Source organism: Janthinobacterium sp. LM6, assembly GCF_002002885.1.
Lineage (GTDB): Bacteria > Pseudomonadota > Gammaproteobacteria > Burkholderiales > Burkholderiaceae_D > Janthinobacterium > Janthinobacterium kumbetense.
The window spans coordinates 2,085,943-2,099,923 of record NZ_CP019510.1 but is presented as its reverse complement, the minus strand read 5'-3'; the positions used below and the strand labels follow the sequence as shown (position 1 = coordinate 2,099,923).

Annotated in this window: 13 protein-coding genes; 4 read left to right on the top strand and 9 right to left on the bottom strand. The window is 63.7% G+C overall.

Annotated features, from left to right (window positions below; translation table 11 throughout):
- Window positions 1-126 precede the first annotated feature (126 nt).
- From BZG29_RS09330 to BZG29_RS09320, 3 genes are read right to left on the bottom strand one after another with little or no spacing between them, the layout of a single operon-like run.
- Window positions 127-975 (bottom strand): metallophosphoesterase, encoded by an 849-nt coding sequence (locus BZG29_RS09330; RefSeq protein WP_077401515.1) that lies wholly within the window; start codon window positions 973-975, stop codon window positions 127-129.
- A gap of 4 nt (window positions 976-979) precedes the next feature.
- The gene (locus BZG29_RS09325; protein WP_077401512.1) at window positions 980-1,894 is read right to left on the bottom strand and encodes a diacylglycerol kinase family protein; all 915 of its coding nucleotides are present in this window, start codon (window positions 1,892-1,894) and stop codon (window positions 980-982) included.
- A 5-nt stretch (window positions 1,895-1,899) separates the two neighbouring features.
- Window positions 1,900-2,658, bottom strand: a complete 759-nt coding sequence (locus tag BZG29_RS09320) for a phosphatase PAP2 family protein (protein ID WP_253192837.1) — start codon at window positions 2,656-2,658, stop codon at window positions 1,900-1,902.
- Between the two features lie 141 nt (window positions 2,659-2,799).
- Here BZG29_RS09320 and BZG29_RS09315 point away from each other — a divergent pair, with 141 nt between their 5' ends.
- Complete coding sequence (locus BZG29_RS09315; RefSeq protein WP_010396348.1) at window positions 2,800-3,024, top strand: hypothetical protein; 225 nt, start codon at window positions 2,800-2,802, stop codon at window positions 3,022-3,024.
- Window positions 3,025-3,130: 106 nt separating this feature from the next.
- Here the strand turns inward: BZG29_RS09315 and BZG29_RS09310 are convergent, their stop codons facing one another.
- The 3 genes from BZG29_RS09310 to BZG29_RS09300 all read right to left on the bottom strand — a co-directional run bounded on the left by BZG29_RS09310 (window position 3,131) and on the right by BZG29_RS09300 (window position 7,275).
- Window positions 3,131-4,303, bottom strand: coding sequence for an AI-2E family transporter (locus BZG29_RS09310; RefSeq protein WP_077401509.1), 1,173 nt, complete (start codon window positions 4,301-4,303; stop codon window positions 3,131-3,133).
- 89 nt (window positions 4,304-4,392) lie between these two features.
- Window positions 4,393-5,583, bottom strand: coding sequence for a DUF1501 domain-containing protein (locus BZG29_RS09305; RefSeq protein WP_077401507.1), 1,191 nt, complete (start codon window positions 5,581-5,583; stop codon window positions 4,393-4,395).
- A 141-nt stretch (window positions 5,584-5,724) separates the two neighbouring features.
- Window positions 5,725-7,275: a DUF1800 domain-containing protein gene (locus BZG29_RS09300; RefSeq protein ID WP_077401504.1), complete on the bottom strand. Its 1,551-nt coding sequence runs from the start codon at window positions 7,273-7,275 to the stop codon at window positions 5,725-5,727.
- Window positions 7,276-7,535: 260 nt separating this feature from the next.
- Here BZG29_RS09300 and BZG29_RS09295 point away from each other — a divergent pair, with 260 nt between their 5' ends.
- Window positions 7,536-7,913 (top strand): cytochrome c, encoded by a 378-nt coding sequence (locus BZG29_RS09295; protein ID WP_077401501.1) that lies wholly within the window; start codon window positions 7,536-7,538, stop codon window positions 7,911-7,913.
- Window positions 7,914-7,956: 43 nt separating this feature from the next.
- Here the strand turns inward: BZG29_RS09295 and BZG29_RS09290 are convergent, their stop codons facing one another.
- Complete coding sequence (locus BZG29_RS09290) at window positions 7,957-8,871, bottom strand: LysR family transcriptional regulator (RefSeq protein ID WP_077401498.1); 915 nt, start codon at window positions 8,869-8,871, stop codon at window positions 7,957-7,959.
- Window positions 8,872-8,976: 105 nt separating this feature from the next.
- Between BZG29_RS09290 and BZG29_RS09285 the strand changes: the two genes are divergently transcribed.
- Window positions 8,977-9,993, top strand: a complete 1,017-nt coding sequence (locus BZG29_RS09285) for a zinc-binding alcohol dehydrogenase family protein (RefSeq protein ID WP_077401494.1) — start codon at window positions 8,977-8,979, stop codon at window positions 9,991-9,993.
- Here the strand turns inward: BZG29_RS09285 and BZG29_RS09280 are convergent, their stop codons facing one another.
- On the bottom strand, window positions 9,994-11,262 hold the full coding sequence (locus BZG29_RS09280; RefSeq protein ID WP_077409030.1) for a glycerate kinase: 1,269 nt from the start codon (window positions 11,260-11,262) through the stop codon (window positions 9,994-9,996). It lies immediately after the preceding gene.
- A gap of 44 nt (window positions 11,263-11,306) precedes the next feature.
- Window positions 11,307-12,638, bottom strand: coding sequence for an MFS transporter (locus BZG29_RS09275; protein WP_077401491.1), 1,332 nt, complete (start codon window positions 12,636-12,638; stop codon window positions 11,307-11,309).
- A gap of 147 nt (window positions 12,639-12,785) precedes the next feature.
- On the opposite strand from BZG29_RS09275, the gene BZG29_RS09270 reads away from it, so the two are divergent.
- On the top strand, window positions 12,786-13,949 hold the full coding sequence (locus BZG29_RS09270; RefSeq protein WP_077401488.1) for a sugar diacid recognition domain-containing protein: 1,164 nt from the start codon (window positions 12,786-12,788) through the stop codon (window positions 13,947-13,949).
- The last annotated feature ends 32 nt before the right edge of the window (window positions 13,950-13,981 follow it).

Below are 13,981 nucleotides of genomic sequence, written 5' to 3'. Positions count from 1 at the left end.
AGCCCTGGCCATTTTGACGGCCACTGCTGCTACCTGTGCAGACCGACGCAGGTCGGCGTAGGTCGGCTTAGCGCAGCGTAAGCCGACATCACCACAGCCATTACCAAAGGCAACAATATTGTCGGATTACGCCTGGCTTCGCCGCGCTAATCCGACCTGCAGCGGCCGCAAGCTGGCCCACACCCCGCCCTGACGCTCGAACGCTTCCGTGCTGACCTTTTCAAAGTCGGCGCTGTCCTCATTCCAGCTGTAGCGCTCGACGCGAATACAACTGTTTTCCACGCGCAGCACGTTGAAGGAGTTCGACTCGCCCCTGCCCCGCGTGGACGTAGCCGTACCCGCCTGCACCATCAGGGCGGCATAGCCGGCGATCTTGTAGCGTTCGGCCGTGTTGCCCGCCACGCTGGCGTGCAGATGCCCGGCCAGCAATAAGTCCACGCCGCATTCGGAAAACATTTGCAGCGCCAGCGGTGCGCGGTCGACCAGGTCATCGTCGTCGAAGTGCTCGGGCAAGTCAAATGGATGATGCGTGACGATGATGCGCGTCAAACCGGGCGGCAAGCGGCCCAGGCGTTCGCGCAGGAAATCGATCTGTTCATGGCTGATGCGGCCATCCTTGAAGGTCAGCGAGCGGGCCGTATTGATGCCCAGCACGGCGATTTCCTCGTCCACATATTCGGGCGACAAATCGTCCGTCACATGGCGCCGGTACTTCACCAGCGGCGTCAGGAAACGGGAAAAGACGTTGTACAGCGGCACGTCATGGTTGCCCGGCACCACGATCTGCGGCCCCGGCAAGCTGTCGAGAAAGTGCCGCGCCTGCTGGAACTGGGCGCTGCGGGCCCGTTGCGTCAAATCGCCCGACACCACCACGACGTCCGGTTCCAGCCGTTCGACGAGCGCGCGCAAGGGCGCCAGCAAGTCCGCGTCGACCTTGCCAAAATGCAAGTCGGACAAATGCACGATGGTACGCATGGCCTTACTCCCCGGAAGGTGCCGGCGCAGGCACCAGCACCGTCAGCGCGGCGGGGCGGATGCGGTACTGCAGCGGCGTATTCATGACGGTCACTTCGCCATCGGTAGCCACGCGCAGGCGCCGGTGCCGCGTGGCGATTTCCAGGTCGGTGGCCGTCAGCACATCGAAATCCTTGGCCTGCGACAACTTGCCGAACAGTGCATGCAAGGCCAGCTTCAGCAAGCCCAGGCGGCCCGGACGCTGCGCCACGTACAGGCTCAGCTGGCCGCCATCGAGCCGTTCGCGCTCACCGATATTCAAGCCTTCCATCAGGTATTCATTGTTACCGATAAAGACAAACGGCGTGCGCCGCGCATGCACGGCGTCCTTGAGTTTCAATTGCACGCTGAGGAAGGGATAGCGGCGCAAGGCGGCCACCAGCGCCCAGCTGAACGCCAGCCACTTGCCCCGTCCCAGGCGGCGCTGCTGCTTTTCTCGGTCGCGCACGATGTCGGGATACAGGCCCAGGCTGGAATTGTTCAGGAAGATGCGGCCATTGACTTCGCCCACGTCGACCTGGTGCGGCACGCCCTGCGCCACATTGGCGATCGCCGCATCGAGTTCGAGCGGAATGTTCAAATCCTTGGCGAAATGGTTCAAGGTACCCAGCGGCAAGACGCCAAACGGCGTGCCGCTGCCGACGACGACGGACGCGACGGCATTGATGGTGCCGTCGCCGCCCCCGGCCACGACGATGGGCGCGCCGTCGCGCAAGGCTTGCCCGGCCGTGGCGATCATGTCGGCCCCGCTGGCGGCCAGGGTGATGGCGGCGTCGAGCCCCACGGCGGCGAATTTCGCTTCGAGCTGCTGCGCCCAGTCGGGCGCATAGCCGCAACCGGCGCCCGCATTGATGATGACTGCAATCTTGCTCAGGATCACTCCCCTTATTTGGTTTGCCGGATATGCCGGCGGCGGCGCAAGGTCGACACGCCGGCGATGCAGATGGCCAGCCAGCCATAGCTTTCCGCCATGGCCGCCAGCACATCGCTCAGGTAATGCGCGCCCAGGTAAATGCGGCTGAAACCCACGAGTGACGCCATCAGGAAGGCGCCCAGCGCGATGGCGATGCGCTTGCCCCACGCACCCGGCGCCGTCTGGCAAATCAGGTAGGCGGCCAGCAAGCCGTACAGGGCTGTCGACGTGGCCGTATGGCCGCTGGGAAAGCTGTACGTGCTCAGGGCCGTCTGCAGGATGGGCTCGTCAAAGCTGGGCCGCGCGCGCACAAAAATGTACTTTAGCAGCAGGTTCAAAAACATGACGCCCGGCATGGTGATGACCAGGGTAAACAGCCAGTAATCGGCGCCCTTGCGGTGCAGATACCAGCCCAGCAAGACGGCCAGGGTGATGGCGCCGATCACGCCATGCATGTGCGTGACGACCAGCAGGCAACGGGTGATCCACGGCACGGCGTGCTGGTTGAACCATTGCGCCACCTGCAAGTCGATCACGGTGATTTGGGCCATGCCCATGACGGCTTCGGCGATCTCGTGGAAGACCACGATGGCGACGAGCATCAGCGCCACGCCCACCGTCATATGCAGGCCCAGTTCGCCTTCGGGCGACAGGCGCGCCTCGACGAAGCGGCGCAGTTTCGTGGTCCAGCCCGTGGTCATGCCCATGTCATTTTTCTCTTGCAAACTCATCTCTCTTTCATCTTCCCGGTACTGATCAAAAAAACCACACCAGTAAAAAAATACTGTTTATTCATACAGTAGCTGTGTATTCATACAGTAGTTATGCTATTCTGATGACTCGTTCAACACATCTCCCTCAAAGGAATTGTCATGGCAACATTGAATAGCGGTTTTGGCTCACGGTTCGGCCTGGAATACGCCCCAAGCTCTTTCCTCGTCCGCATGGGCAAGCGCGAAATCCTCGTCTGCCGCGACTTCCGCAAGCGCTACTACACCGTCAATCCCTTGATCGAGTGCGGTACGGGCATCGAGCCGGGCTATGTTGAAGTGCTGCTGATGCGCCGTTGGTTGCTTATTCTATCCAAGGCACATTAAGAATGACTTTAAAACAAGGTGTTCGCACCCTGTTATCAAGTCAGCTCCGTCCGGCCACGCCGGGAACGCCTCAGTACCGGCCAGCAGCACGCTGACCGACCCCTCACTACTGTGTGCGTTCCGGCGCGGCCGGGCTGGCAGGTGTTTCGGCAGCTGTGCCGGCAACTGTACCAGCAAGTGCGTCGGTACCTGCATCGGCAGCTGTGCTGGAAGGCATGTTGGCCGGCGGTACGCGGTCAGTCACATTCGCTTCGTACCACAAGGTAACGAACAGCACCATCACGACGGGGCCGATGAACAGGCCCACGAGGCCCAGGGTTTCCACGCCGCCCAGGATGCCGAACAGCACGGCCAGGAAGGGCAAGCGGGTGGCGTTGCCGATCATGCCAGGGCGCACGAAGTGGTCGGCGACAAACAGCACCACGGTGCCCCAGGCGGCCACGCCGATGGCGGCGCCCACATTGCCCTGGAACACCAGCAAGGCGGCCGCGCATCCATACGCGAGCGGCGCGCCAAACGGGATGATGGCCAGGATGCCGGTGGCAAACGCCCACAGGGCCGGTGACGGCAAGCCGGCGATGGCATAGGCGATGCCGATCAGCACGCCTTCGGCCAGCCCCACCAGCACCAGGCCGTTGACAGTGGCGCGGATGGCCGTGGGGATCTTTTGCGCATAGCGGCCCCACCGTTCGGGACGCAAAAAATGGCTGCCGACGGCCGTGATCTGGCGCGTCAGCGCTTCGCCATCCTTGTAAAAGAAAAACAGGCATAAAAACGCCAGGCCGAAGTCGACCAGGCGGTGGAACACGTCCGCGCCCAGCACCTTGAGCATGTCGCGCGCGGAATGAAAGCCGCCCACGGCGCTGCCCGCAAAGAAGTGGCCCAGGCCATGCGGCTGGCTCAGGGTGGCTTGCCACCAGTCGCCGATGGCGCTGCCGGCCAGCGGAATGTGCGCCACCCAATCCGGCACGGGCAAGCCGTCGGCATTCGCATGCACGACGAAATTGGCCAGCACGGGCACTTCGCGCGCCGCCTGCGCCACGCCGAACAGCACGGGAATGATGAAGATGCAGGCAAACGCCAGGGTCAGCACGGCTGCCGCGACGATGGTGCGCCGGCCCAGCGCCGCGCGCACGCGCACATACAAAGGCCAGGTCGCCACGCACAGGATGCCGGCCCACACGAGCGGCAAAAAGAAACGCTGCATGACGAAAGCCGTCACGGCGACCAAGGCCAGGGAAAAGCCTGCGCTGACGATGTCGCGCTGGGTATCGTTCATGCCACTCCATTCGTGCCCGGCGCCATGGGCCGCCAGTATTCGCTATGCGCCACATGCGCAGGCGTAGCGTAACACGGAGATTCGCCGATTTACACGAGGCCCAGCTCCGCCGGTTTCACGCCGGCAAACACATGGTCGAGTTGCGCCGGCGTCAAGCCGAAGGTGCGGCGCAGCAAGCCGCCCAGCACGGCCCGGTATTCATTCAGCACGGGCATGTCGCGGTTCTGGAACAGGTTTGCCTGCGCAATCGCCACTTGCTCGCCCGCCACCTGCCTGCCCTTGATGCCGCCACCGAGCACCCAGAACACGCTGCCGTGGCCGTGGTCCGTGCCGCGGTTGCCGTTTTCGCGGAAGGTGCGGCCAAATTCGCTGACGACGACGACGACGGTATTGCGCCAGGCGCTGCCCATTTCCTGCGAAAACGCGGCCAGCCCACGTCCCAGTTCGTCGAAGCGCCCCGCCAGGTAGCCGCTGGCGCCGCCCTGCCCCACATGCGTATCCCAGCCGCCCACATCGACGAAGCCGAGGTTGTATTTGTCCTTCATCAAGCGGGCGATGCGCTGAGCTTCCAGTTCAAAGCCCTTGGTACTGATGGCGTTGCGGTTGGCCGCCTGCATTTCCCCCGTCAATTCCTTCGTCACGTCGTCGCGCACGACAAAGCCCGCGCTGACGGGTTGCTGCAAGGGTGTGCCCCGGTACATGGCGGCGATGATCTGGCTTTGACGCGCATCAATGCCGGACTTGCCCACGGAGCGCAGCGCCATGTTCGGCACTTGCACGCCGCCCTGGAAGATCAGCGGCAGCTGGTCCGTGAAGGAAATGGCGGGGCCGGCCTTGCTGTTATTCAAGGTCTGCACGAGGCGGTTCAGGAAACCCGAACGGAAGTCGCGCCGCGTGTTGATCTCCTGCCCCAGCTCGATCGTGTCCTGCGTCTCGAAATGGCTGCGCGTCAAATCCGTCGTGCCCGCAAACGGGATGAAGGCCGCCTCGCCGCCCGTGAACATGGGATAAATGCTCTCGCGCAAGGCCGGATGCAAGGCCCAGTCGGCGTTCAAGGCCAGCGCGCCGTTTTCCTCGCCGGGTTTCGCGATGGCGATATTCGGCCGCGCCGCATAGTAAAAATCGCTGCCGACCGGCACCAGCAAGTTGTTCGCGTCATAGCCGCCGCGCAGGAAGACGAACAGCAGCTTCGCATCCGTGGCGGGCGCGGCCAGCAAGCTGCCCGCGTGGGTGAGCAAGGGCGCGGCGGCCAGGGCTTTCAACAGGTCACGACGGTTCATGGCAACTCCTTTCAGTATTTAACGCGTGAACAAAACCGTAGCGAGCGGCAGTGAATTGTGGCCGAGACGCGGAACTGTGCGAATGCACAGTAAGCATCGCAGGCCGCAAGTCGCGACGCGCAGCAGGTTTTGGCAGGCGTTTTAGCGGTGCATCATTTCTGGCGAAGACAGGAGAAATGTATTCCACTCCTGCGGCGAAGCGGCCTGATCCAGTGCCTGGCGCGTGGCCGGGCTCAAGCCTGGCTGCAGCGACTGGTAATACAGGGCGCTGGCCAGTTGCGGGAACGCCACTTTTTCCTGCGGCTGCGGGCCCTCCGTCCTGAACAGGCCGGCGCTGCCCGAGCCGATGGTGCGGGCAATATCGAAGCGCGTCGTCATTTGCCCCGGACTGGCCCAGGACGCATCCGTCATGGGATAGCCATCGGGCGTCTGGCGGCCGTACAGGGGCTGGCCCATGCGCGCGAGCCAGCTCAGCATGGGCCCCGCATTCAGGATGGGCTTGTCGTCATAGCTGAGGCGCACGGCCGACACCACATAATGCATGGGGTCCTTGAATTTCTTGCCCAGCGATTGCCTGAATTCGGGGCTGTCGAACATGGTTTGCAGCACGTCGGCGATCAAGCCGTCGCTGCGCTGGAAGGTGGCCGCCATGCGCGCCACCAGCGCTTCGGGAGGGTTATCTCCCACGAAATACTGGGCCAGCTTGCCGCTGATAAAGTGCGCCGTGGCGGGACTGCGGCTCAGGCGGTCCAGCGCTTCATCGAGCTCGGCCAGGCCCCGACCCTTCACCGTTTGCCCCAGGAATTGTTTATCACCGTAATCGTGGCGGTTCGGATTGAACTCGAACAAGCCCCGGCGCACGTATTGCGATTGCAGCGCCGGTTTCACTTTCGGCGTGTCCGCTCCCAGGTTCACGCCCACCCCGGTCAGGATGCGCGCCAGTTCCTGCACGTCAGCCTGGCTGTAGCCGCCGTTGACGCCCAGCGTGTGCAGTTCCATCAGTTCGCGCGCATAGTTTTCATTGATGCGCTTGGCGGCGTTGGCTTCATTGTCCAGGTAGCGCAACATGGCCGGATGGTGGACGGTGGCGCCCAGCAAATCACGGAATTTTCCCAGTGCATGTGGCGCGATGGCGTTCGCCTCGTAATCGCCCACCATGGCGCGCAAGTTGTGCTTGCCCTGGTGCACGCTGAAATGGTTGAGCCAAAACCAGCTCAGCTGCTGCTGCAACTGGTTAGTCGAATACACGTCGAGCAACAGCGAACGCGTGGCCGCCTCGCGCGCCAGGCGGTTCAGTTCCTGCTGGTACTCCTTTTGCGCCTGCTGTTTCGCCACGTCGTCCATGACGCCGGCCGACTCCTTGCGCTTTTGCTCCATAGAAATCACCAATTGCTCCAGCGGCACCTGGCTGATGGTCATGGCGTCGATTTGCGCGGCGATGGCTGGCGGCAAGGCCGCTTTTCCTGGATGTAACTGCGCCCGCAGCCACGCGTTCCAGCCTTTGTCCTGCACCTGGCGCACACTGCCACCGTTCACGCCCCAGCTGACCCGTTCCAGCATGGCGATGTCTTGTGCGGGACTGCTCTGCGCGCGATGATCGGCCTGGGCGGCCGGTCCTGGTCCGGTCGCGGCGCAGCCGGCCAGCAAAAGCAGGGCAATCAAGGTCGTCGGCAATAATCGGTGCGGGGTCATGGCGGTCCTTCAAGCGGTTTCATGCAGAATGCTTGAGGGTACGCCCAGGTTGACCTGCGCATGATTGCCATTTGCAACGAGTTGTAATCAAACACGATGGTTCACCAGCCAGGCTCTCGCGGGTATGGGCGCATTACGGGCACATTATGATGAATAATCTCGGATAAAATGTTATCGGGAGAATTGCGTATTGCAATGGCAACTGCGTATTTTCTCTCAAACCAGACATTATCCATACAATACGTCCACATTAAAAAGAAATGAAAATATTATTTATCGCTGCATTAGGAACGTTATCGCTGATTCAAGCGCCGTCAGCCTTGGCGGAGAATCTGAATGGCAAAACGCTGTATGTACAGCGCTGTGCCGTGTGCCATGGCGCGGAGATCAAGGGAACGGGGCCGTTGGCGAATAAAAGCAATCCGCCCACGCCCGATCTGACCACCGCCGCATTCAAAAAACGCCTGAAGGATTATCCGGGCGTGATCGTATCGTCGGTCATCCTCCGTCCGAATGGCGATCTGATTCCAAAAACCTTGAAAGAGAATGGCGTCAAGATTGCGCCATATGCCTGGCGGGTAAAGGATTTTCGCGATTTGAATCAATACATGAGCGATGTGATTTTAAAAAATCGCTGATATCAGATAAGCGACGCATACGTCGCGCAGCAACCCTCCCCGGTCAATTCTGCTGTTTTAATAACTGCGCACATTTGTCGCGCAGGAAATCGCGCAGCTGCAGCACCAGCGGCGTCACCTGCGCCCGGTGCGTGCAGACCAGGTGCAAGGGCGTGGCCTCGCCCGCCACGTCGGGCAACAGCGCTTGCAGGCGGCCGGCGTCCAGGTCGCCCGCCACGTCGAGCCGCGACTTATAGGCGATGCCGAGGCCCGCCACGGCCCAGCGCCGTACCAGGTCGGCGTCGTCGGCGCTGCGGTTGCCGCTCACGGACACCGTCACTTGCTCGCGCTGGGGCAGGCGGTAAAAAGTCCAGCGGTCGTGCAAGCCGTCTTCCAGCGCGAAGCGCAGGCAATTGCGCTGCGACAAGTCTTCCAGCGCCAGCAAAGGGCCGTATTCGCGCAGATAGGCGGGGGACGCCACCAGCACCCGGTCGTTGGCAGGCGCGATCGGCATGGCGATCAGGCTCGAATCGTCTTGCTGGCCATAGCGGATGGCCACGTCGACTTGCTGGCGCACCATATCGGCCACCCGGTCGCTAACGCTGAGCTGGTAATGCAGTTTCGGATGGCGCAGCTGGAATTCGTCCAGCCAGCCCAGCATCAGGTTGCGGCCCAGGTCGGAGGGCATGGCGATTTTCAAGGTTCCACCGAAACTGTCCTTGCCGGCCAGCAGTGCATCGTGGCCTGCGCGCAGCAGGCGCAAGGCTTCCCGCGCATGCTCCAGGTATTGCGTGCCTTCCGGCGTCAGGCTCAGCGAGCGCGTCGTGCGGGCCAGCAGGCGCAAGCCCAACACGCCTTCCAGGCGTTTGACGGCGGCGCTGGCCAGCGCGGGCGAGATGCCGATCTCGCGCGCGGCCGCCGACAAACTGCCCCGGTCGGCCGTGCGCACAAATACCTGCAAGTCATCGAGTCGCAGCAATTTTCAGCATTCCTTTGAAAGTGTTTCGGTACGCGCCCTCTTTTACCTGGGCGCGAAAGCGACCATCATACGTCATCGCCTCCCTACTCTCGACCAAGGATAATCATGAAAGCCATCGCCTACCGCCACAGCCTGCCCATCACGGATGCCGACGCCCTGCTCGACATCGAGTTGCCCCTGCCCGTCGCCACGGGGCGCGACCTGCTCGTCGCCGTCAAGGCCATTTCCGTCAATCCCGTCGACACCAAGGTGCGCAAGAACCGCGCGCCGAAGGATGGCCAGCCGGAAGTGCTGGGCTGGGATGCGGCCGGCGTCGTCACGGCCGTCGGCCCCGACGCGACCCTGTTCCAAGTGGGCGACAAGGTCTGGTACGCGGGCGCCATCAACCGCCCCGGCAGCAACAGCGAATTTCAATTAGTCGACGAGCGCATCGTCGGCCACATGCCGGCCAGCCTCGATTTCGCCCCGGCCGCCGCCCTGCCGCTCACGGCGATCACGGCCTGGGAATTGCTGTTCGACCGCCTGCAGCTGAGCCGCGACAAAAGTTTGACGGGCAAGTCGCTTCTCGTGATCGGCGCGGCCGGCGGCGTCGGCTCCGTGCTGGTGCAACTGGCGCGGCAGTTGACGGGTGTCACCATCATCGGCACGGCGTCGCGCGCGGAAACGGCCGACTGGGTCAAGCAACTGGGCGCGCACCACGTGATCGACCACAGCCTGCCGCTGGCCGCCGAAATCACGCGCCTCGGTTTACCGCCCGTCGATTACGTGATCAGCCTGAACCAGACGGACAAGCATTTCGAGCAGATCGTGGAATTGATCGCGCCGCAGGGGAAATTTGCCCTGATCGACGACCCCGAGCACATCGACGTGCGCAAGTTCAAGGGCAAGAGCGTGTCGCTGCACTGGGAATTGATGTTTACCCGTTCGCTGTTCCAGACGGCCGACATGGCCCAGCAGCACGCCTTGCTGGAAGAACTGGCGCAGCTGGTGGATGCGGGCATCATCAAGACGACCCTGGCAGAGCGCTTCGGCACGATCAATGCGGCGAATTTGAAGCGCGCGCATGCCTTGCTGGAAAGCAATACGGCGAAGGGAAAAATCGTCCTGGAAGGTTTTAACTGATCAGGTAATCAGGATGGCCCGGAAATCATTGACATTCGTCAATGTCGGGCCCGTGATCACGGCGTCTCCCAGTGCCTGGAAGAAGCCGTGGCCATCGTTGTTGTCGAGGCTATCGCGGGGCTTGATGCCCAGCGCCCAGGCCCGTTGCAGGGTGTCGGGCGCCAGAAGCGCGCCGGCGATCTCTTCCTGGCCGTCGACGCCATCCGTGTCGCCGGCCAGCGCATGGATGCCCGTGTGGCCATCGAGCGCGATGCCCAGCGCCAGCAGGAATTCCACATTGCGCCCGCCGCGGCCGTTGCCGCGCACGGTGACCGTCGTTTCGCCGCCCGACAGCAGCACGCACGGGGCGGGAAACGGCTGGCCCCGCACCGCCGTCTGCAGCGCGATGCCGGCCATCACCTTGCCCACGTCCCTCGCCTCGCCTTCCAGGCTGTCGCCCAAGATATACGGCGTGACGCCGGCCGCACGCGCCACCTGCGCCGCCGCTTCCAGCGCCATCTGCGGCGTGGCGACCAGGGTCGTTTGCGTGCACGCCAGGCGCGGATCACCGGGTTTCACGGATTCGCCGCGCCCGCTTTCCAACACGGCGCGCAGGCTGTCCGGCAATGTAATCCCGTAGCGGCGCACGATGGCCAGCGCATCCTCGCACGTCGTCGCGTCGCCCACCGTGGGGCCGGACGCGATGTCGCCCAGCTTGTCGCCAGGCACGTCGGAAATCGCCAAGGTGACGACCTGCGCCGGATGGCAGGCGGCCGCCAGCCGGCCGCCCTTGATGGCGGACAAATGGCGGCGCACGCAATTCATTTCGCCGATGGTGGCGCCGGACGCCAGCAGCGCGCGGTTCAAGGCTTGCTTGTCTTCCAAACCGATGCCATCGAGAGGCAAGGCCAGCAGGGACGAGCCGCCGCCCGAAATCAGGCACAGCACCGTGTCGTCCGCCTGCAAGTTGGCAACTAATTCCAGCATGCGCTGCGCCGCCTGCATGCCGGCCGCATCCGGCACGGGGTGCGACGCTTCCACGATCTCGATGCGCTCGCAGGGCACGGCATAGCCGTAGCGCGTGACGACCAGCCCGGACAGCTGCCCCGGCCAGTGCCGCTCCACGGCTTGCGCCATGGCGGCCGACGCCTTGCCGGCGCCGATGACGATCAAACGGCCCTTGGGCGCCGGCGGCAGATGGGGCGGTATGCAGTGCGATGGCTGGGCCGCTTCGATGGCGGCCTGGAACATGGCTTGCAGCAAGGCGCGCGGCGCCGGGGTGGTCGTCATGGTCAATTCCTCCGGTTCGATGGCAAGTTCGTTCAACGGTTCACTTAGCGATTCACGATACGCGCGGGTACGCGCAGCACCAGTATGGCGCCCAGCAGCATGACTGCGGAAAGAATATACAGGGCCACGTCGGTGCCGCCCGTCGCATCCTTGATCCAGCCGACGAGGAAGGGGCTGACGAAGCCCGCCACCTGGCCCAGCGAATTGATCAGCGCCAGGCCGCCGGCCGCCGCCGCGCTGCCCAGGAAGGCCGTGGGCAGGGGCCAGAACATGGGCAGGCCGGACAGCGCGCCCATGGTCGCCAGCGACAGGCCGATCAGGGCGACGACCACGTTGCCGTGCGCCTGGGTGGCCAGCAGCAAGCCGCACAGCGCCATCAGCAGCGGGCCGCTCAAATGCCAGCGGCGTTCCTTGTGCTTGTCGGCCGAACGGCCCACCCAGATCATGAAGATGCTGGCGCACAGGTAGGGAATGGCGCTGATCCAGCCCACGGCCACGGGGCTGGCGAAACCCAGCGACTTGACGATGGTGGGCAGCCAGAAGTTGATCGCATACACGCCCATCTGGATGCAGAAATACACGAGGCCCAGCATCCACACGTGCTTGTTGCGCAGCACGCTGGCGAAGGTGTCGGCCGTATTCGCGCTGTTGCGGCGCTGGCGCTCGTCCTCGTCGAGGTCGGCGCGCAGCAGCTGCTTTTCTTCCGTATTCAGCCACTTCGCCTGGGCGATGCCGTCGTTCAGCAACACATACACGAGAAAGCCCAGCAGCACGGTGGGGATGCCTTGCAACAGGAACATCCATTGCCAGCCGGCCAGACCGCCGTGGCCGGCGAACGATTGCATCATCCAGCCCGACAAGGGGCTGCCCAGCAAGCCGGAAATGGGAATGGCCGACATGAACAGGCCCATGATGCGGCCCCGGCGCGAAGCGGGATACCAGTTCGTAAAGTACAGCACGATGCCGGGGAAGAAACCCGCCTCGAACACGCCCGTGATGAAGCGCAGCGAGTAAAACGCGGCCGGCGTGGTGACGAACATCAGGCAGGCCGAGGCGATGCCCCAGGCGATCATCAGGGTGCCGATCACCTTGCGCGCGCCCAGGCGGTGCAGCAGCAGATTGCTGGGCACGCCGCTGGCCACGTAGCCGATGAAGAAAATGCCGGCGCCCAGGCCGTACACGCTCTCGCTCCATTGCAGCGCATCGAGCATTTGCAGCTTGGCGAAGCCGACATTCACGCGGTCCAGGTAATTGAACAGGTAGCAGATGAAGATGAAGGGGATCAGATGCAAGGTGACCTTGCGGTAGGCGCCTTCGCGCACGCGGTCCTGCGCGGACGCGCCGGCGGACAGGCTGGCGCCTGGATGGGTGGTCATGGGTGTCTCCTGACTATTTTTTTATGGGATGCGACCAGCCCATCGTACAATCGCCCACAGAAACAGTCATCGTGCGGATGCATGAAGAAACATAGTGCCGAATCCGATGATTTCATGCAAATGCACAAGCTCATAAGGCGGCCCTCCATGCCAAGCATCGACTATCCCCTGGCGCAGGACATCGTCCAACGCACCATGCACATCATTCCCTTCAGCGTCAACGTCATCGATGCGCGCGGCGTGATCCTCGCCAGCGGCGACCCGCAGCGCGTGGGCGACTTGCATCCGGGCGCGCAACTGGCGCTGGCCCGGCACGCCAGCGTGGAAATCGGCGCGGCCGACATGGCCAGGCTGCCCGGTACGCGGGCCGGCATCAACCTGCCCCTGACCGTGCGCGGCGAGATTTGCGGCGTGCTGGGCCTGACGGGCGAGCCGGACGCCGTGCGCCAGTTCGGCGAACTGGTGCGCGCCATGGCGGAAATGATGCTGGAGCAGGCGCGGCTGGTCAGCGAGTTGCAGCACGAAAAGCGCTACCGCGAGGAATTCGTGTTCCAGCTCGTGTACCGCACGGGCATTTCGGATGCCAGCATGCAGGCGTGGGCGGCGCGCCTGGCGGTCGATTTGCGCGTGCCGCGCGCCATGTTCGTGCTGGAAATACCCGCTGCGGGAGAAGGTCCGGGCGAGCGGCTGGACCAGGTGCTGACGCAGCTGCAGCAAGTGCAGTCCGACCTGTCCGCGCGCTGGCCTGCCCTGCTGATGGCCGTCGTCTCGCCGGGCGAACTGGTGCTGCTCGACGCCTTTCCCGCCAGCGGCCCGCAGCAGGCGCGCGCGGCGCAGGCCAGGCAGCGCCTGCTCGAACTGCACCAGGTGGCGCAGCAGGCGCTCACGCCGCCCGCCACCCTGTCCATGGGCGTGGCCTTGCCGGGCCTCGATGGCGCGACGGCGTCGTATGAGTCGGCGAAGCAGACGGCGCGCGTGGGACGCGCCCGCGATGGCGCACAAGCCACTTTTTCCTACCTGGAACTGAGCCTGCCCGTGCTGCTGTCCGGCCTGCAAGCCGGTTGGCAGGCGGAGCAATTGCGCCAGACCCTGGCGCGCCTGCAGGCGCACGACCGCAAGTCGGGCACCCTGATGCGCACCTTGGCCGCCTGGTTCCGCCACCACAGCCACCCGATGGCCACGGCCAGGGCCCTGCACATCCACCGCAACACGCTCGATTACCGGCTGCAAAAGATCGCCGAACTGACGGGGCTGGACCTGGACGACACGGATGACCGCCTGCTGCTGTATGTCGCCCTGCAACTGAATTGACGCACGCCGTCTACAATGGCGGCTGACCGCAC

Bases quoted from the DNA above. Each gene is read 5' to 3' on its own strand.
- BZG29_RS09330 (WP_077401515.1), bottom strand. From the start codon at position 975: ATGCGTACCATCGTGCATTTGTCCGACTTGCATTTTGGCAAGGTCGAC.
- BZG29_RS09320 (WP_253192837.1), bottom strand. From the start codon at position 2,658: ATGAGTTTGCAAGAGAAAAATGACATGGGCATGACCACGGGCTGGACC.
- BZG29_RS09315 (WP_010396348.1), top strand. From the start codon at position 2,800: ATGGCAACATTGAATAGCGGTTTTGGCTCACGGTTCGGCCTGGAATAC.
- BZG29_RS09310 (WP_077401509.1), bottom strand. From the start codon at position 4,303: ATGAACGATACCCAGCGCGACATCGTCAGCGCAGGCTTTTCCCTGGCC.
- BZG29_RS09305 (WP_077401507.1), bottom strand. From the start codon at position 5,583: ATGAACCGTCGTGACCTGTTGAAAGCCCTGGCCGCCGCGCCCTTGCTC.
- BZG29_RS09300 (WP_077401504.1), bottom strand. From the start codon at position 7,275: ATGACCCCGCACCGATTATTGCCGACGACCTTGATTGCCCTGCTTTTG.
- BZG29_RS09295 (WP_077401501.1), top strand. From the start codon at position 7,536: ATGAAAATATTATTTATCGCTGCATTAGGAACGTTATCGCTGATTCAA.
- BZG29_RS09285 (WP_077401494.1), top strand. From the start codon at position 8,977: ATGAAAGCCATCGCCTACCGCCACAGCCTGCCCATCACGGATGCCGAC.
- BZG29_RS09280 (WP_077409030.1), bottom strand. From the start codon at position 11,262: ATGACGACCACCCCGGCGCCGCGCGCCTTGCTGCAAGCCATGTTCCAG.
- BZG29_RS09275 (WP_077401491.1), bottom strand. From the start codon at position 12,638: ATGACCACCCATCCAGGCGCCAGCCTGTCCGCCGGCGCGTCCGCGCAG.
- BZG29_RS09270 (WP_077401488.1), top strand. From the start codon at position 12,786: ATGCCAAGCATCGACTATCCCCTGGCGCAGGACATCGTCCAACGCACC.